Genomic DNA, 16,324 nt, shown 5'->3' with positions numbered 1-16,324 from the left:
CCAAATTACGCGAAACACCTAAGCAATAACTCTAGATGAAAAAAATCTTCATGCTAGTTGCACTATGCTGTGCGACTTTATCTTCTGCCCAAGAAACAACGGGTAGACTCGAAGGAAAAATAATGACATCTGATGGAAGCCCTTTGGCTTTTGCCAACATCGTTGTTACAGATTCTGAAACCAATTTCAAGTTCGGGGCCATTTCGCAAGAATCTGGCTATTACTCCGTGCAAAATATCCCTCCAGGAAATGCCTATACTATCATGGTCAGTTTTTTGGGCTATCAATCGGCATCTATTCAGGGGATGAACATCAACCTTAGCGAAACCAGCTATCAGGATTTTGTGTTGGAAGAGCATGGGGAAAGTTTGGAGGAGGTTGTTGTAATCGCCGACCAGAACACGTCATCTGAATTTGAGCAGACCATAAACTCAGAAGCCCTTAAAAACACCCCGACCATCACCCGAAGCATTCAGGATTTGACCCGAAATCTGCCAGAAGCCAACCTCAATTCATTTGCCGGTGCCAGTAATCGTTTCAACAATTTGAACATTGATGGTGTGGCCAATAATGATGTTATCGGTTTTCAGGAGCCTTCAAGTGGGGCGGCAGGTTCTTCTGCCAATGGAAGTCCAGGAAGTTTGGCACGAACGCAACCCATTGGTTTTGGGGCCATAAAACAGCTATCCGTAAAAACCACGCCTTTTGATGTGAGCATTGGAAATTTTTCCGGGGCCAATCTGGATGTAGTCACCAAAAATGGAACCAATACGGCACAAACGGAGGTGTATGGTTACGGCAACAATCAAGCATTGGTAGGACGATATTCCGATGGGATTGAGCAGAACGTGCAATCATTTTATGACTTTCAAGTTGGTTTTTCAACAGGGGGTGCCATCAAAAAAGATAAACTCTTCTATTTTGTGAATTTTGAGCAGGCCACTTCCAATAATCCGGTTTTGAACGCTCCCGGAAGCTCAAGCTCCAATATTTCCACAGAAACCATCAATTTGATTGTTGACAAACTGCAAACGGATTACAACTACGACCCCGGCACCTTTACCGATGCTTCGTTACGAACCAATAGTACCAAACTCTTTTTACGCTTCGACTTCAACATTTCCGACCGGACCAAACTCACCTTGCGGAACAATTATGTAAACAGTTTTGCAGACAATCTGGAATGGAACGAGTCTATTTTTAATTTTGGCAACCAAGGGTTTAGGCACAATAGTGTGGCCAACAGTTTTACGACAGAGCTGAAATCGAACTTCAATAATTCTAGTTCCAATCTCTTGAGCATCGGTTATAATTATGGTAAGGAAGGGCGCGATTTTGATGGTGAAGTCTTTCCACACATTCAGATTTCGGATGCTTCCAATCGCATTTTTGCAGGAACTTATCGGGAAGCTTCGGTGTACAATACCCAACTGAACACGCTTCAAATCTCGGATAAGTTCACCGTGTTCAAAAACAAACATACGCTCACCTTTGGGGGTCTGGCCCAATACAATGATATCGATTACGGATTCTTATCGGCCTGGAACGGGCGTTGGGAATACAGTTCTGTGGAGAATTTTTTAAATGACAGACCCTCGCGTATTCGAGGAGTCTATCGATTGACTGACAATACCTTCGACTTTGTACAAAACAATCCTTCGGCCACGGTTGATGTTTTAGTAGCAGGATTGTACGCCCAAGATAAGTTTCGATATTCGGATAAGCTCGCATTGACTTTCGGGATTCGTTTGGATTCCCAGTTTTTGTTGAACGAAATTCCTATTAGTGAAGAGGTGACCCAAACCCCTGAATTCAGTCAATTTGGTAATGAGATACGCACCGCGCCACATATCAATCCTAGGTTCGGTTTTGAATATACTTTTGATGCGCACCGAAGGATAAAATTGCATGGCGGGTCGGGGCTCTTTACGGGAAGGCTACCCTATTTGTGGTTTGCCTATGCCGAATATATCTCAGGAACTCAATATTTTAATGTGGACATTCGCCCTGACGGTGTTCAGACCCTTGTGAATGATGTTTCTGATTTGGCGGGGGATTCTCCCATTGCGGAAATCAATTTGGTGGACAATGATTTTGAATTGCCCCGGGAGTGGAAAAGCAATATTGGCCTCAATGTGAAATTGCCCCAAAACTATGACCTTACTTTTGATGCTTCTTACACCAAAGTGCTCAAGGGTATTTTCTTTCAATCCATCAATAGAAGGGATAATGTGGGCACTTTTGATGGTGCCGATAACCGCACTTATTTTTTGCAAACCGGTGATGCCATTAAAATCAATCCCAATTTCACCAATGTGTTTTTGTTGACCAATTCCAACGATGGTTACCGATACAATTTGACCTTCGGGTTCTCCAAATCCACAACGAATTACAACGGTTATCTGGGTTATACATTTGGTCGCAGCCGGGATATTTCGAGTACGGTACGCAGTTCTCCTGCCGCGAATTTTGAATGGAATCAATCCATTACGCCCAATGCGCCAAGTTTGTCAGCATCCAATTTTGATTTGCGACATCGGTTTGTAAGCACACACACCTATGCGTTTGATTTTGGAAAAACTGGGCAATTGGAAGTTTCGGCACTGTACAATGGAAATTCTGGAAGTCCATTTTCGTTTGTGTACCAGGGGGATGTAAATCAGGATGGTTCTTCACGAAATGACCTTATCTATATTCCTAGGGATGCTTCGGAAATCAACCTTATCGATATTATAGATGCCAACGGAAACGTTACCCAAACCGCCTCAGAACAATGGGAACGACTGAATGCCTTTATAGAAAGTAATGACTATTTGCGTAGCAACCGGGGTGGGTTTGCTGAACGCAACGAATCCAAAACGCCTTGGAACCATCGATTGGATGCCAAACTGGCCCACAACCTTAATTTGGGGGGAAGAAATCGTTTGCGTTTTTCCATGGATATTTTTAATGTGTTCAACCTGATTAATCGTGATTGGGGTCGCTTGGTGTTTGTGCCCAATGTGGTCAACTCCAATTTTAGCCTGTTGCGGTTTAGGGGCATTGAAAATAACCAACCCTTGTTTCAATACACCAATACAGATGAGACGCCTTGGGTGGTGGACAACCAAAACTCCCGCTGGCGTATGCAGTTTGGGGCAACGTATCAGTTTTGATTGCGTAGGTTCCCTTTTAATTTGACCCCGAAACGGCAAGACTGTCCGAGTTGCCAGCTCTTGCGAGCCAAGGAATTAAGAAACATTGCTTCTCTGAAAATAACTTACAACGTATAAAGTGATAGCATCATGAGTTTAATTTCAAGTCGCTATCACTTTTACTCCTTTTTGAAGGTCGTACTATATGTGCCAAATTAACTTGGGTTATATCCAATTTGTTGAAACCAATCCCAATTATCCCAATAGCTTGTTATTTCTTCTATTAACCCTTGGTCATTTATCTTGAGAATAAATAAATGCTCAACGTTGTAGTATTTTCCCTTGCTCGGTATTCCAAGTATTTCTTTTTCTTGAGTGCCGCCTATAAATACCTGAACTATTGCATTTCCCTGGTTGTCAACTGATATGTTTTTCACGTCATTTGTTAGGTCTGGAAAGGACCCAATCAAAGCATTGGCTATAGCTGCCCAAGTGGTTCCTTCTTCTCCTTTTATTTTTCCTATGCCATTTTCACCAAGTGGGATGTAACGAAATGTTCCTTCTTCACTTGCCAGTGAAGCTGCCTTTTGGATATCCTGATTTTTGTAGGCGTTAAAGAATTCTTTAGCTACTTTTTTTCTGTCTTCTGTAGTTTTCATCTTGCTATGTTTTTAAAAGTTGTGTTTATTATTTTACTAAGGTTAATTCAATTGTTTTTTGTGCAGCGGTAACTGAAGATTGTGGGTTTTGACCCGTTACTAGATTTCCATCCTCTACCACAATGTCTGACCAATCCTCCCCATTTACATATATGGCCCCCTCTTCTTTTAAAGCATCTTCCAATAAGAATGGAACAACATCCGTCAATCCAACCGCATCTTCTTCAGAGTTGGTAAAGGAAGTAAGGCGCTTCCCTTTTACAAAGGCGTTTCCACTTGTGCTTTTTACTCCTTTTAATGCAACAACTCCATGACATACCAACCCAATAGGTTTGTTGTTTTTGTCAAATTCGTTGATTAATTGCGCAACTTCATTGTTATCTCCTAAATCCCACATTGGCCCATGTCCGCCTGGAAAGAACAGAATATCAAAGTCATTAGGATTGATCTCTGTAATGGTCTTCGTGTCTTTAATTGATGCAAGTGCTGCTTCATCTTTATAAAATCTTTTTGTGAATTCGGTTTGCCACTCTTCCAATTCACTTTTAGGATCCAAAGGAACTTCTCCTCCCTTAACTGAAGCTATGGTTATGGATGCCCCTTTATCCAAAAATTGATAATACGGTCCAGCCAATTCCTCTAGCCATACCCCTGTTTTTTCTCCTGTATTGCCTAATTGATTATGGGAAGTAGTTACGATAAGTACATTTAAATTTTTCATCTTTTGCATATTTTATAATTAATCACAATGCAAAGATGCCGCGGATACACACTTGAAATAGTTGATGTGTGTTATGAAAAAATATTGACGTATGTTAAGATTAGCCTTTTACCAGATTCTTTCTAATTCTCGATAGGCTTTCAGGTTTTATTCCTAAATAGTTAGCAATCATATAATTAGGAATTCTCCGCTCGAGATTGGGATAGGTTTTTTGAAAGTCTAGATAGCGTTCGCTATTGGATTTATCCAAAGAAGATAATATTCTGTTTTGTAGTGCGACAAAAGCTGAAGTGAGTTTTATTCTAAAAAATCGGTCAAATTTTGGGACGTCCAGAAAGAGGTTTTCCAAGTCTTGTTTTTCTATTCCATACACCAAAGATTCTTCAATCGCATCAATATTCAGTGTAGCTTTCCCTTCTTCAAAAAAGGCCTTGAAATCACTTATCCACCAATTTTCTTTGGCAAACTGTATAATATGTTCGTCTCCATTATCGTCAACCTCATACGCTTTTAAACATCCGCTTGCTACAAAATACTCATACTTAACCGAATCTCCTTCTTGTATGAGAAATTGTCGTTTTCTCAGTTTCTTTTTGATAAGAATAGAGGTGAAACGTTCTTTTTCCGATTCGCTTAGTTGGATAAGCTCTTCAATATGTTCTAAAATCCCGTCAAACATTGTTTTAATTAGTTCAATCAACGATTACGATATGCTTCGTTTCAACGAAGTATATAGTCCGATAGGGGAAGTTCGGAAATTTTAGTCAGAATAAGATGCCTCTATTGGAGTGGCCTTACCCTAATTACAAACTCAAGCCAGCGGTGGGAGTATTATATATGGTGCACTTAGTACTTATTTGATTTTCTTGCTTTCTTAAAATGCTTTATCATTTTCCCAAAATCCTTGTCCTTCCTGCGTTTTTCAGCAACGGTAGACTCAAAGTGTGCTTTTTCCCTTTCCATTTTCAAATAGTTTTCAAAATATGATGTCTCTATTTGTCCATCTTCCAAAGCCAATTTAACTGCACAGCCTTTTTCCGAAGTATGCGTACAATCTGAAAACCTACAATCCCGTGCCAGGTCGTATATTCTTTCAAATGTGTTTTCCAGTCCGTCTGAACTATCCGTTATGCCAACTTCTCGCATCCCCGGATTGTCTATAAGTACCGCACCATTAACCATGGGAATTAATTCCCGATGCGTAGTGACATGCTTGCCTCTATCAATACTCTCGCTAATGGTGGCCGTTTTCATTTGATTTTCTCCAACCAAACTATTGATCAAAGATGATTTTCCAACACCGGAAGAACCAAGAAGACAGTATGTTTTTCCGTAATGGAGAAGTTTTTTCAAGTTTTCCATTCCTGCCATTGTTTCATTGCTTACATAGACCATAGGAATATTTTCAACTCTGTCTTTTATTTTGTCCAGCAAATCATTCAACTTCTGTTCATCTATTAAGTCCGTTTTGGTTATAACGATAATTGGTTCAATCTTGGAGGTGTGGCAAAGGGTTAGATATCGTTCCAATCGGTTCATGTTAAAGTCCCTATTTACCGATTGCACGATTAATCCGTAATCTATATTGGTGGCAATTATTTGTACTTCTCCATAGGCATTAACGGCTTGTCTTGAAAGAATTGAAAATCTTGGTAAAATACTATGTATGATTACAAAATCAGTTTCGTGATGTATTAAAGAAACCCAGTCTCCTACCGCTGGAAAGTCTTCACGGCTTTCGGCAGAAAACCTCATATTCCCGGTGATTTGGGCTTCAAATTCACCTTCTTCGGTCTTCACAATATACCTTTCCTTGTGCTCCGCTATAACACGTCCAATTTCAAAATCCTCAAGATGGTTGTCGATTCTTAATTTCTCAAAATAAGCACTATACCCTAAGTCTTGCAGTGTCATATTGCTGTATACTCTTAATGGAATTCCTAGTTCAAGTTAACTACTTTAGTTTTATTGTTTACCAAGAATTCAAACCGACTCAATGCTTCGTGGTTTTTAATTTCGTAATGCATGGGAATCGCAATTTTGGGTCTAATTTGATTCACAATCTTAGCGGCTTCCTCCTCGTTCATGGTAAGATTATCCCCTCCAATTGGTACCAAGGCAACATCAACATCACTCAATTCTTTTATTTCAGGAACATAGTCTGTGTCCCCGGCATGATAAATTCTCACTCCGTTTTTTGTTGTGATCAAATAGCCTACATTTTCTTTTGATTTGGGGTGGGCTTTGATCCATAAAAAGACCGATTTTCTGTTATAGGCAAAAGTGGCCTCAATACTAAAATCTTCATAATGTATCTGTTCTCCAGGTTTTGTCGTTTGAATTGGATTTTGAATGTCTTTCAATTTTTTCAAAGCCCCTTTTGAACAGATAATCTGGGTTTCGTCTTTTAAAAGGTTTTTAATATCCTTTAAGGAGAAGTGGTCTGGGTGGTCATGGGTTATCAAAATATAATCGGCCTGTTCCGCTTTTTCAACGCCTACAGGGTCTATGTAAATAACTACGCCATCTATTTTGAGCTGAAAACTCGAAGGGAAAAAGTGCGATTTGTTAACTTGGATTGCTCCCCAGGTCTTCAAAGTTACGTCTTCCCCAAGGGTTATTTCTTGAGGTATTGGATTTCTTTTCTCGCTTATTTTTACGTTTACCATGGTACAGCCTTGATTAATTAATAAGGAAACGCAGAGTAGTAAAAAATATAGGTTTTTCTGCTGCATTTGTAACTGAATATTTGTACAAAATTAGATAACCTAAAAGTCAAATTTTAGTCGGTTCCGTCTAATCCAATTCCTTGTTTGATTTTTGGAAGAGCAGCACCATTTTCCGAATATTCGCGAAATATTCCTGCAGCCAATCACGGTTTAAATTCTCATAGGTAATTTGAAGGTAAAAGTTTTCCAGACTAAGGTGCAGTACCATTTTGGCCAAGGGACCGTTGCCTGATAGAGAAATGATGTTTTTCCAAACCGGCAACAAACCTTCAATTGAGAATTGATTTATTTGGAATAAGCACTTTTTAAATGCATCATGGTCTCTGTGAATTCTTAGCTGACGATTAAAAAGTAGGTCAATTTTATGTGCGATAATAATGGATATTAACTCTTCTTCTGTGGTTGTTTTTGACTCCTCTGTGGAAATACGCTTTGCCCTTCTTAAATGAAGCTCCAACAAGCATTCGGTAAAAACCTCCAAATCGGCAAATAGATGGTAAAATGAAGATTTGTTCTTCCCAACAGCTTTGGACAATCTTTCCACCTTAAGCCCTTTTGGACCATCATGCGCAAAAGACGTATAGCCTACTTCCAACCATTTTTTTTCTATTTCTCTCACAACAAGTGAAGTTCGGGAATTTTAGTCAGAATAGGATGCTTCTATTGGGCTGACCTTGTGCGAGTTACAAACTCGCGCGAGCAATGGTCTTATTTGTCACTAATTCTCATCTTAGTTTATCTCCTTCCATTTATCCTTTTGTTGACCTTCCAACGGAGAAGGAACAAGGTGAGCGTGTTGGGCATCATATATTTTTCCGGATAATTTTTCAATTTTGTATGACGACTCTTGAAACTTTGAAATTAGACTTACATCATAGTGGTTTTTATGTTCTTGGATAATCATATCATCATCAAAATCAATAGTATTGATTGAACCCACCTCGGTACTTTTATTAATTGATTCAATAACAAATTCAATGTTCTTGTCTATTTCATTGGTTCGTTCATAAAATGGGGCTTTGTGTTCATCATCAAAAACCCCATTGGAAATAGGATTGTAAACAACAGTTTTGGCCAGAATGCTTATCCCAATATCAAAATTGAATATAGATTTTATTGGAAGGTATTTTATTGGGTTTCTTAACGAAACATATACTTCCTCACCATTGGTCATTACATTAATTTTGGTGAAATTTTGGGTGCTGACTTCTTCATCAATTAATTCTAAGGCCAATTGCACAATAGAATCTTTTCCAAGATTAATGATTTCTTTTACTTCCTTGTCCACTTTACTATCTTGAGCGTAGCAAATAATACAGTTTAGTAGTAGATAAAACGGTATAAATCTTCTAATTATTTGCACCATACGGGGTTAGTTAAAAAGATATAAATCATTTCAATAGACTATATCCTGCAACAAGTGAAATTAGCAGATTTTAAGTTAAGATTCAAGGGCAAATTGATGGCGAATTTCCATTAAAATAGGAATAACCTGTAGCTACGTCCAGTTCCAGAAGTAGTTGCCAAGGGACTGTGGCTTAAGGTTAGACTTTAATCGGTAGTAACGAACTATAGCGAGGCATTGTCTTTCTATTTTTTTCGTTTTCGCAACGCTTTTATTTCATTGTTTAAATCCGATTTTGCTCTTAACCTCCATTTAGCCATTTCCTTTTCTTCTTCCGATTCTGTTACTTTTTCATCTGGTTGCGGTGGCATAGGGGGTTTTGAGGCGGAAATGTTGCTTTCAGGTTTATTAAAGCTCCTTGTAAGGCCACAATGATTTATTATTATTTGATTCTCCTTGTTGAAATTTCCATAAATCAGCCATTTTCCCGTTTCATTGATTATTGGGCCGCATAGCTCATCATATTTTCCATTATAAATCTCTCCCCTTTCTTCGCCTTTGAAAGATTCAATGACTTTGAACCTAAAAGAATCGTTAAAAGCATCGACTTCGAGAACCTCACCAATAAAAATACATTCCGAGTTTTTAAATTCTAAATCTTGAATCTCTTTTAAACTCTCCGGAACCTTACAATGGCAGGCACAAACTTTAGTAGATGTCAATACTAAGGCGCAAATCAATATTTTATAAATATGTTTCATTTTTCGTGTTTAGTTCTAACCATTTAAAATAGTCTTATAAACCAATGACCCCTGTTGATATGTGAAGTTCGGGAATTTTTTAATTACAGCATTCGGATGGAACTGATATAGGTCCAAACAATAAATAGAACTTGCAATGGAATTCTGAACCATAAATACGTTAGTCCGTGACCGTCAAAGGTTCCTTTTTGATAGTTTACCTGATGTATGGCAGCATAAACATTCGCGGGCAACATAAATACAAGAAAAATAATCAGCATCCATCCGCTGATCACTTGTAGCTTGGGGATAAGCAAGCCAATGGCCAAAAGGATTTCAAAGAGTCCCGTGAGGTGAACAAAGCTTGTTTTAAACGGAATAAATTCAGGTATCATCATGGACATGCCTTTGGAATAGACAAAATGTCCCATGGCCGTAAAACACAACATGATGGCCATGGCTATTCTGGCGGATAAGGCAAAATCATAGTGCTTGTAAATAAGTTTCACTATGAAAATGGCAATCACAAAGCTGGATAGAAGTACGAGTAATGGTTTCATAGGGTCTTCCTTTAATTCATTTACAAAATTCATAAATGATTTTAGGCCAGACAATGAACCCAGGTTAAGTAATTCGCTTTCGTATTCTACTCAAGGCTTGAGGGGTAACCCCAATATACGAGGCAATGTATTTTAGGGGAATCTGTTTCAATAATTTGGGGCGTTCTTGGAAGAGGTCCAAATAGCGTTCTTCTGCGGTTTTGCTCAGTAGGGCAATTTCTCGTTTCGACTTTATCAAAAACATATTTTCTGCCATTCTCCGCCCAATTACATTTCCGCTTTCGGTTTTGTTGTACACCTCTTGCAAGTCTTTGAACGATATGCGCCACAAGGTCGTGTTGGTCAGTGTTTCAATTTGATAGGGAGAAGGCGTTTGGGTGATGAAAGAATCATAAGCCGTAACAAATTCGTTTTCAAATAAAAATCCAAAAGTCAAGTCACTTTCTTCTTGGGGAATATAATACCGCACTATCCCTTCGGAAATAAAAGATAGGTAGTTCTCAATTTCACCGATTTTGATAAGCGCTGTGTTTTTCTTTAGGGTTTGCTTCTGCAGTTTTGAAGAAAAGAAGTCCCAGTCAGCATCACGCATTGGATGGATACGGTCAATGAACTTTTTGATTTCTTCCATTTAATGAAGTTCGAGAATTTTGGCCAAATTTTATCTTTTGTAGGAACTGTATCCCACTAAACTCCAAACAATAAACAGTCCCAACAAGCCTATTCTCACATAACCAAATATTACACCAACTAAGAGTATGAGGCTAAGTCCTAAACCTATCATCTTCAAGCTATTCTTCTTTTTTCCTTTAGACTTAAGTCCCCTGTAGTGAATTGATTGATTTAGAAAAATTTCATCTGATTTTTTCAAATAGTACTGCATTTCAGATTCTTCAAACCCATTTTCTTTCATTTTCTTTCTCATGTCCTTGGAATCAAAACCTTTTGCTCTCAACGATACACAGTAATCCAATTTGTTCATCAACCCTAAAATTATGGTTATCAATTAAAATACACTTCGTTTCAATGAAGCATATTCTCCAATAAGTGAAGTTCGGGAATTTTCGTAAAAAAAAGAAGGTGTCGTTAGAGTGGCCTTGCACGGGTCGCAACCTTGCATTAGCGAGGGTTGTTGGGCACAGTAATTTTCAATTCATATATGATTTCCATCAAAGCAATTTCATATCCGTATCCAATTCCGGAAACTAATTCGTCAGGCAAACCATTCTTCTTTAGTTCCTCTTTGTACTTTAAATAATCAGTTAGAATCTTTTTTGGTGGTCTTTGGACAAATCCAGATACGTATTTATTAGCTATATCTTTCTTTTCATAACTCAATAAATATTGAACCGTATTAATTGGGCTTCTTAATTCGAAATCGCCATTGTTAATTTCATTAATTACCAGTTCTGAATTTTGTAAGTCGTAGAAGATTTTGATTAATTTTTCGCTTACAATTTTTGGAATGGTTGTTATTACATCTTCATACTCTTTATTCTTGGCCAGATTCCAAATTATTTGTCCTTTTTTTGGGTCAATCAGAGTTCCAATATCATAATTAATCAAAGTGCTTGAAAAGAATCCAACCAAGGGTTTTGATTTGGAAAACTTTTCTAAGTCTTTTGATTCTATAAAATAGTGACAGCTTAATTCGACGTATTCTCCTTTGACATTATCTCTATTTGAGGAAAATCTAATGGTCAAAAGATACTTTTTATCAGCACTCTCAAGTTTAAGTTTTTGTTGACTTTTAGAGTATTTAAATCCAATTTCCGATACTTTATTGGCAATTTCAGAGCAAGTTCTCAAATATAATTCCCGTGGAATTTCACCATCTCTTTTTTTGTTCCGATTAGAGGAACGTTCTTTATTTTGGAACATTAATTCCGTAAAATCCTCTATGGTTTTAATCCACTTCATTTTGTTTTTACCCCTCCTAAGGATTGAGCTAATAATGGTTTAAATGATTCTTTAGCGTCGAATAACTAAAGTTCGGGAATTTTGATTAAAACAAGAAGGTGTTGGTTGGAGTGGCCTCACATTAGTAATAAACTTACCCGAGACAGTACTTTTAACCAACTGCTTAATCATAGTTTGTTTAATTCAGATAGACCCCACTTTGCGTTATCATAGCATTCTTGGTCTCTTTGAGATAATCTTTCTTCTTCTTCAAAGTATTCAATTTCATGTTGAAATTCAGTAATTAAGTGTTTCTTAATCCATTCTAGTTTATTAATAAATTCATTCTTATAGTAGCTCTGCTTAAAGAATTCAAATATTTTTCTGTGACTATTTTTATCTCCATAATAGTTCAATCCTGACATATAATTTAAATAAACGTAATCTGTCAAATATGGACTTGGGGGGGTGTATCTAAGAGTTAATGGCTTTGTCTCCCTTAAATCTTCTGTACCATTAAAATATTTTGGAATAAAATTCCTATCCAAAATAATTCGTGGATAAATAGCCTTTTGTTCAAGGTGATATGCTTTAATCATTGCTGGACCAACTACAATGTTTTTAGTCTTGTTCATATAGAAATCTCCAAATGAGATTCCCCCTCTTAACAGGATTCCGTTTTCAAATAATTGTGTCTGAGTGTAATTGAGTATGCGACATATTGTTATTAAATTCTCTTTAGTATTATCAATAGAGACAACAATTGAATCACTTATTATAACGTATTTGAGTTTGTTTTTCACTGTCCGGTCCTTGAAGTCTGAAGTGATAATGTCAAAAAAAGTATTTAGCCTATCGTTGGTTTTGGATAGAACTAGCTCTGAAAATCCAAGAACGTCTATAAAGGCAACTATTTTGTCTTTGTAAGTAATTTTCATAATTATTGACAAAGCTTAAGGTTTACTTTGTTTTAAAGAAGTGATTCATCTTTAAGTGAAGTTCGGAAATTTCCGATAAAAAAGCCATCCTTATTTTACAGTATTCTTATTTGAGTTAATCAGCTTTATTGTCAATTGGTGGTTTTCTTGCTGCACTTCAATGGCAGAGCCAATTTCAAAACCCAAGTCTTTGAGCCAGTCACCTTCCAAACGGATTTCGGGCATGGCTTTATGGTCCCACGCACGGCGTTGGAATTTTCGGTAGACTTTTAAAATTCGAAAAGAGGGCATTCAGGATTTGTTCGTTATTCCGAACACAAGATAAGGATTTATTCTGGATATTCGGTATAGTGAACACAGAAGAACAGCAATATTTTGAAAAATTAGGTTCTAAAATCAAAAGGCTTCGCGAGGCTAAAGGTTTTGACCAAAAGGCCTTTGCTTTTGAGTGTGGCATTGGTCGCACCCAGCTCTATATGATTGAAAACGGCAAGACCAATCCGCGTTTGCTAACGCTGCTAAAAATTGCACAGGGGTTGGAGGTTTCTTTGGAGGGGTTGTTTGCGTTTCCTTCGCACTAGGCCATGGAAACTTTATGCGAACAAGGTTTTCTTTGCGGATTACTTGGTACCGTGTACTCGTCAGTTAACACCTAAACATTTGGGTCATAGTATTCTTTATGAAGCCTCAAATGGTAAACCCAATGGTCAGGCCCAAATAAGTACTATCTATTGTGCCCAATATCTGTTCATTAGGCAATTGAATGTCCGTTTTTGGAATGATATTATATTCCAGGCCAAAACGTGTTTTTCCCACATCTATTCCCCCTCTTAGCAAAAAGCCTATTCGGTTTTTAGTACTTCCTTCCTGCACCTCATCGGTCGTATTTGCCAAACTAACCTGGGAAAGACTAAAATAACCAACTCCCAAACCTACATAAGGCCGAGCATGATTTTCATTCCAATAGTAATCAATAGTAGGGACAAAAGAAATGATAGCGTTGTCATTCTCAGCATCAACATCGAAGGGGGTGGTATTGTTGTTTTCAAATTCCTGGGCATTCAAGGCAACACCAAATTTCAACCCTATGACCATACTATTTGAAACGCCAATTTTGGGTTCTACGCTTAACAGCAATCCTAGATTTTCAGAAGTTACACCAACAGGAACTCCGGCATCAAGCCTTACCTTTAATCGGTTATCTTCCTGGGCATTCAGTGTGAGCAAGCACATAATTGAAACCAATACGATTGTCTTTTGTAACGTAAACATATTTGGCAGTTTACATACTAACGTTCATTTGTTGATTTGCTTGTTTTTGAAGAATGATTTGTTCCGTTTAGGATATTGCTCTGTTTTACCGTATTAAAAATTATGTCTAAATGCCTGGCTCAACGGCAAGGCAGTACTTTTCTCAGCTTCGACTGCGCTCAGCCTAACAAAAACACTCGAAATGACTAAAATTCAGCTATGGTTTCGCAGCTCTCTCTATCATTTTCCCCAGTAACACCACCTGCCCAAAATGATAGTAGGAATGTTCAATGATAACATCAATATTTCTGTGATAGCTGCCATACTTTTCGTCCACAAAGGTTTCTTGTAGTTTTTCTTCCGAGAGGTTTTCCACGAGCTGGATTAGTCTTTCTGCATCCTTGTAAAATTTGTTCACTAGGTTTTTCCAGTCCTGTTCCGAGGCAATGGGCGGATAGTCAAAACTATGTTTATCTCGGATGTCAAGATTACCTCCTTCGAGCACATTCGCCACACCCGCAATATAATAGCTGGTATGAAAGGTTAAATCGGCAATGGTATTTAACCCATGCATTTTTTGGATAGCTTCTTTCCAATTCAAATCCGCAATCTGCGCTTTGAAATTGGTGCCAATTACCCATTTGCCCTGCGTGAGTACTTCCTTTAATCTTTTTGCCAAGAGTTGAGCTGAGTTCATTTTAGGGTTTTGGTTTTAAAAATTGGTTTTGGTTTTGTTTGATTTTGGGCGTCAATTTATTTAAAAAACCTTCATTTTTTGTGTTTTCTGGACTTCGCCTGCGCTCAATCTGACAGAAAGCACTCGAAACGATGAATTTTCCATTTAATCCTAAAGATTTACTTGCCAGTGGACAGTGGCCTCATTTAAGGGAGTGGTTTTCCCTTTTTTATGCCGTAGATGTCCGTACAGTTGATCGTTAAACCTTCTTCTGAGACATCCGTAAACCAAATCCACAAATCTATACTGGGAACATAAAAGTAGTTCTCCTCAACTTCGTACATATTAAATGAATTTGACCCGATTGCAAGACGAAACTGGCCATCTTGTTCCGTGAGTTTTATCACACCTAGCTTTTCAACATCGTATGAAGCGGCATTTATGTATTTTTTTGATGGGACAATGGGATTGGGTCGGGTCAACTGTTCAGGTGTATCATTTAAAATGTTTACCAGCTGTGTGATAAGCTGTGGTCTTAGCCAATACTCTATTGAGGTATTGCTTACATACACAATGGATCGTTTACGCTGCGTATCAGAGTAGACCATGCTATAAAAGCCTTTCCAATGGCCCGTAAAGTGAAACTGGTTCTTGTCTTCCAGGGCATACCAATGCAGTGCATTCAATCCGCTCAAACCATTATTTTTTTCCAGCAATGCGTTCAATTGGGTCTTGTCAATAATTGTGCTTTTGTAAAACGATTGACTCCATTTTAATAAATCCGTAGCTGAAAAAAACACATTACAATCCCCGTAAAAGCCCTCGAAATCTTCCGAATCTGAAACTTGCATACTATCATTTACCATTTTGTACCCTTTCGTTCGATCTTTGGGCCAATCTTTTAGCCTTGCAGGGCGCAGAAACCAATCCTTCATTTGTAAGGGGCCGGCTATTTTCGCTTTAATGAACTTGTCATATGAAGTTCCACTCACACTTTCAATAATCATGGCAAGCAAAATGTAATTGATGCCATTGTATTGAAATTGGGACCCTGGTTTGGACGAAAGGGAAGGAACGCTGTCCGTTATAACCTTCAGAAAAAATGCATTATCGATTACCTTTCCTTCTTCAGCTTGGCTAAAGACAAAATCCTCAGCGACTAATCCCGAAGTGTGACTTAGCAGGTGTTCGATTGTAATTTCATTATACGGAAAGGAACCAATATGGTCGACCACAAGGTCATTTATAGAAAGTGCATTCTCATGCTCAAGAATATGTATGGACAAAGCGGTGAACGTCTTTGTCATTGACCCAGCGTCCAGGGTAGTGTTTGTCTCAAAAGGTATACTCTTTTCGAAATTGGCAAACCCAAAACCCTTACTGTATACAAGTTCGTTGTTGTCCGAAACTAAGACAGCCCCGTTGAAGTTACCTTCGCGGTAAAGCTCATCCATGAGTTCCTCAATTTGTGAAGCATAATCCCTTTGGGCGCATCCACTCAGGAATAGGATGAGCAAAAAGAAAAGATATGGTGATAGCTTCTTCAAGGAACCCTCTGCTGTATTACTGTCATCGATATTCGTTTAAGAATGCGTTGTATCGATAACTCCATTAAGTGCGGAAAGTTACTCTTTATTCCATTTCTGGATTCACTTTTTAGGCCTAAACAGCA

General features: G+C 38.1%; 19 protein-coding genes. 2 read left to right on the top strand and 17 right to left on the bottom strand.

Annotation, left to right across the window (positions count from 1 at the left end; translation table 11 throughout):
• Positions 1 to 35 precede the first annotated feature (35 nt).
• A complete protein-coding gene (locus ACOKFD_RS12620) occupies positions 36 to 3,155 on the top strand; it encodes a carboxypeptidase regulatory-like domain-containing protein (protein WP_422858251.1) in 3,120 nt (1,039 codons plus the stop codon).
• A gap of 194 nt (positions 3,156 to 3,349) precedes the next feature.
• Here ACOKFD_RS12620 and ACOKFD_RS12615 read toward each other — a convergent pair whose 3' ends face one another.
• The 14 genes from ACOKFD_RS12615 to ACOKFD_RS12550 form a co-directional block, all read right to left on the bottom strand.
• Positions 3,350 to 3,793 carry a nuclear transport factor 2 family protein gene (locus ACOKFD_RS12615; protein WP_422858250.1) on the bottom strand — a complete coding sequence of 148 codons (444 nt, stop codon included), beginning with the start codon at positions 3,791 to 3,793 and terminating at the stop codon, positions 3,350 to 3,352.
• A 28-nt stretch (positions 3,794 to 3,821) separates the two neighbouring features.
• Positions 3,822 to 4,514 (bottom strand): type 1 glutamine amidotransferase domain-containing protein, encoded by a 693-nt coding sequence (locus ACOKFD_RS12610; protein WP_422858249.1) that lies wholly within the window; start codon positions 4,512 to 4,514, stop codon positions 3,822 to 3,824.
• Positions 4,515 to 4,614: 100 nt separating this feature from the next.
• A complete protein-coding gene (locus ACOKFD_RS12605; protein WP_422858248.1) occupies positions 4,615 to 5,193 on the bottom strand; it encodes a Crp/Fnr family transcriptional regulator in 579 nt (192 codons plus the stop codon).
• A 167-nt stretch (positions 5,194 to 5,360) separates the two neighbouring features.
• Positions 5,361 to 6,428: a ribosome small subunit-dependent GTPase A gene (gene rsgA, locus ACOKFD_RS12600; RefSeq protein ID WP_422858247.1), complete on the bottom strand. Its 1,068-nt coding sequence runs from the start codon at positions 6,426 to 6,428 to the stop codon at positions 5,361 to 5,363.
• A gap of 26 nt (positions 6,429 to 6,454) precedes the next feature.
• Positions 6,455 to 7,249, bottom strand: a complete 795-nt coding sequence (locus ACOKFD_RS12595; RefSeq protein WP_422858246.1) for an MBL fold metallo-hydrolase — start codon at positions 7,247 to 7,249, stop codon at positions 6,455 to 6,457.
• A gap of 61 nt (positions 7,250 to 7,310) precedes the next feature.
• Entirely contained in the window at positions 7,311 to 7,862 is a 552-nt protein-coding gene (locus ACOKFD_RS12590; protein ID WP_422858245.1) for a hypothetical protein, read from the bottom strand.
• Positions 7,863 to 7,973: 111 nt separating this feature from the next.
• A complete protein-coding gene (locus ACOKFD_RS12585; RefSeq protein ID WP_422858244.1) occupies positions 7,974 to 8,531 on the bottom strand; it encodes a hypothetical protein in 558 nt (185 codons plus the stop codon).
• 302 nt (positions 8,532 to 8,833) lie between these two features.
• Positions 8,834 to 9,349 carry a hypothetical protein gene (locus ACOKFD_RS12580; RefSeq protein ID WP_422858243.1) on the bottom strand — a complete coding sequence of 172 codons (516 nt, stop codon included), beginning with the start codon at positions 9,347 to 9,349 and terminating at the stop codon, positions 8,834 to 8,836.
• 83 nt (positions 9,350 to 9,432) lie between these two features.
• Positions 9,433 to 9,921: a DoxX family protein gene (locus ACOKFD_RS12575; RefSeq protein ID WP_422858242.1), complete on the bottom strand. Its 489-nt coding sequence runs from the start codon at positions 9,919 to 9,921 to the stop codon at positions 9,433 to 9,435.
• Positions 9,922 to 9,952: 31 nt separating this feature from the next.
• A complete protein-coding gene (locus ACOKFD_RS12570; protein WP_422858241.1) occupies positions 9,953 to 10,519 on the bottom strand; it encodes a Crp/Fnr family transcriptional regulator in 567 nt (188 codons plus the stop codon).
• Between the two features lie 30 nt (positions 10,520 to 10,549).
• A complete protein-coding gene (locus ACOKFD_RS12565; protein ID WP_422858240.1) occupies positions 10,550 to 10,870 on the bottom strand; it encodes a hypothetical protein in 321 nt (106 codons plus the stop codon).
• 137 nt (positions 10,871 to 11,007) lie between these two features.
• Entirely contained in the window at positions 11,008 to 11,808 is an 801-nt protein-coding gene (locus ACOKFD_RS12560) for a hypothetical protein (RefSeq protein ID WP_422858239.1), read from the bottom strand.
• A 167-nt stretch (positions 11,809 to 11,975) separates the two neighbouring features.
• On the bottom strand, positions 11,976 to 12,725 hold the full coding sequence (locus ACOKFD_RS12555) for a hypothetical protein (RefSeq protein WP_422858238.1): 750 nt from the start codon (positions 12,723 to 12,725) through the stop codon (positions 11,976 to 11,978).
• Positions 12,726 to 12,815: 90 nt separating this feature from the next.
• A complete protein-coding gene (locus ACOKFD_RS12550) occupies positions 12,816 to 13,016 on the bottom strand; it encodes a SymE family type I addiction module toxin (protein WP_422858237.1) in 201 nt (66 codons plus the stop codon).
• Positions 13,017 to 13,075: 59 nt separating this feature from the next.
• Here ACOKFD_RS12550 and ACOKFD_RS12545 point away from each other — a divergent pair, with 59 nt between their 5' ends.
• Positions 13,076 to 13,306, top strand: a complete 231-nt coding sequence (locus ACOKFD_RS12545) for a helix-turn-helix transcriptional regulator (protein WP_422858236.1) — start codon at positions 13,076 to 13,078, stop codon at positions 13,304 to 13,306.
• A 106-nt stretch (positions 13,307 to 13,412) separates the two neighbouring features.
• Here the strand turns inward: ACOKFD_RS12545 and ACOKFD_RS12540 are convergent, their stop codons facing one another.
• The 3 genes from ACOKFD_RS12540 to ACOKFD_RS12530 all read right to left on the bottom strand — a co-directional run bounded on the left by ACOKFD_RS12540 (position 13,413) and on the right by ACOKFD_RS12530 (position 16,199).
• Positions 13,413 to 13,997 carry a hypothetical protein gene (locus ACOKFD_RS12540; protein ID WP_422858235.1) on the bottom strand — a complete coding sequence of 195 codons (585 nt, stop codon included), beginning with the start codon at positions 13,995 to 13,997 and terminating at the stop codon, positions 13,413 to 13,415.
• A 196-nt stretch (positions 13,998 to 14,193) separates the two neighbouring features.
• Positions 14,194 to 14,673 (bottom strand): DinB family protein, encoded by a 480-nt coding sequence (locus tag ACOKFD_RS12535; protein WP_422858234.1) that lies wholly within the window; start codon positions 14,671 to 14,673, stop codon positions 14,194 to 14,196.
• Positions 14,674 to 14,858: 185 nt separating this feature from the next.
• Positions 14,859 to 16,199 (bottom strand): serine hydrolase domain-containing protein, encoded by a 1,341-nt coding sequence (locus tag ACOKFD_RS12530; protein WP_422858233.1) that lies wholly within the window; start codon positions 16,197 to 16,199, stop codon positions 14,859 to 14,861.
• Positions 16,200 to 16,324 lie beyond the last annotated feature (125 nt).

This window comes from Flagellimonas ulvae (assembly GCF_049333175.1).
Classification (GTDB): Bacteria; Bacteroidota; Bacteroidia; order Flavobacteriales; family Flavobacteriaceae; genus Flagellimonas.
This window is presented reverse-complemented; position numbering and strand designations above follow the sequence as displayed.

What these genes read in the sequence shown, in the direction of transcription:
- ACOKFD_RS12610 (WP_422858249.1), bottom strand. Translation starts at nt 4,514, where the DNA reads ATGAAAAATTTAAATGTACTTATCGTAACTACTTCCCATAATCAATTA.
- ACOKFD_RS12595 (WP_422858246.1), bottom strand. Translation starts at nt 7,249, where the DNA reads ATGCAGCAGAAAAACCTATATTTTTTACTACTCTGCGTTTCCTTATTA.
- ACOKFD_RS12565 (WP_422858240.1), bottom strand. Translation starts at nt 10,870, where the DNA reads ATGAACAAATTGGATTACTGTGTATCGTTGAGAGCAAAAGGTTTTGAT.
- ACOKFD_RS12580 (WP_422858243.1), bottom strand. Translation starts at nt 9,349, where the DNA reads ATGAAACATATTTATAAAATATTGATTTGCGCCTTAGTATTGACATCT.
- ACOKFD_RS12550 (WP_422858237.1), bottom strand. Translation starts at nt 13,016, where the DNA reads ATGCCCTCTTTTCGAATTTTAAAAGTCTACCGAAAATTCCAACGCCGT.
- ACOKFD_RS12540 (WP_422858235.1), bottom strand. Translation starts at nt 13,997, where the DNA reads ATGTTTACGTTACAAAAGACAATCGTATTGGTTTCAATTATGTGCTTG.
- ACOKFD_RS12560 (WP_422858239.1), bottom strand. Translation starts at nt 11,808, where the DNA reads ATGAAGTGGATTAAAACCATAGAGGATTTTACGGAATTAATGTTCCAA.
- ACOKFD_RS12570 (WP_422858241.1), bottom strand. Translation starts at nt 10,519, where the DNA reads ATGGAAGAAATCAAAAAGTTCATTGACCGTATCCATCCAATGCGTGAT.
- ACOKFD_RS12615 (WP_422858250.1), bottom strand. Translation starts at nt 3,793, where the DNA reads ATGAAAACTACAGAAGACAGAAAAAAAGTAGCTAAAGAATTCTTTAAC.
- rsgA (WP_422858247.1), bottom strand. Translation starts at nt 6,428, where the DNA reads ATGACACTGCAAGACTTAGGGTATAGTGCTTATTTTGAGAAATTAAGA.
- ACOKFD_RS12620 (WP_422858251.1), top strand. Translation starts at nt 36, where the DNA reads ATGAAAAAAATCTTCATGCTAGTTGCACTATGCTGTGCGACTTTATCT.
- ACOKFD_RS12605 (WP_422858248.1), bottom strand. Translation starts at nt 5,193, where the DNA reads ATGTTTGACGGGATTTTAGAACATATTGAAGAGCTTATCCAACTAAGC.
- ACOKFD_RS12535 (WP_422858234.1), bottom strand. Translation starts at nt 14,673, where the DNA reads ATGAACTCAGCTCAACTCTTGGCAAAAAGATTAAAGGAAGTACTCACG.
- ACOKFD_RS12555 (WP_422858238.1), bottom strand. Translation starts at nt 12,725, where the DNA reads ATGAAAATTACTTACAAAGACAAAATAGTTGCCTTTATAGACGTTCTT.
- ACOKFD_RS12575 (WP_422858242.1), bottom strand. Translation starts at nt 9,921, where the DNA reads ATGAATTTTGTAAATGAATTAAAGGAAGACCCTATGAAACCATTACTC.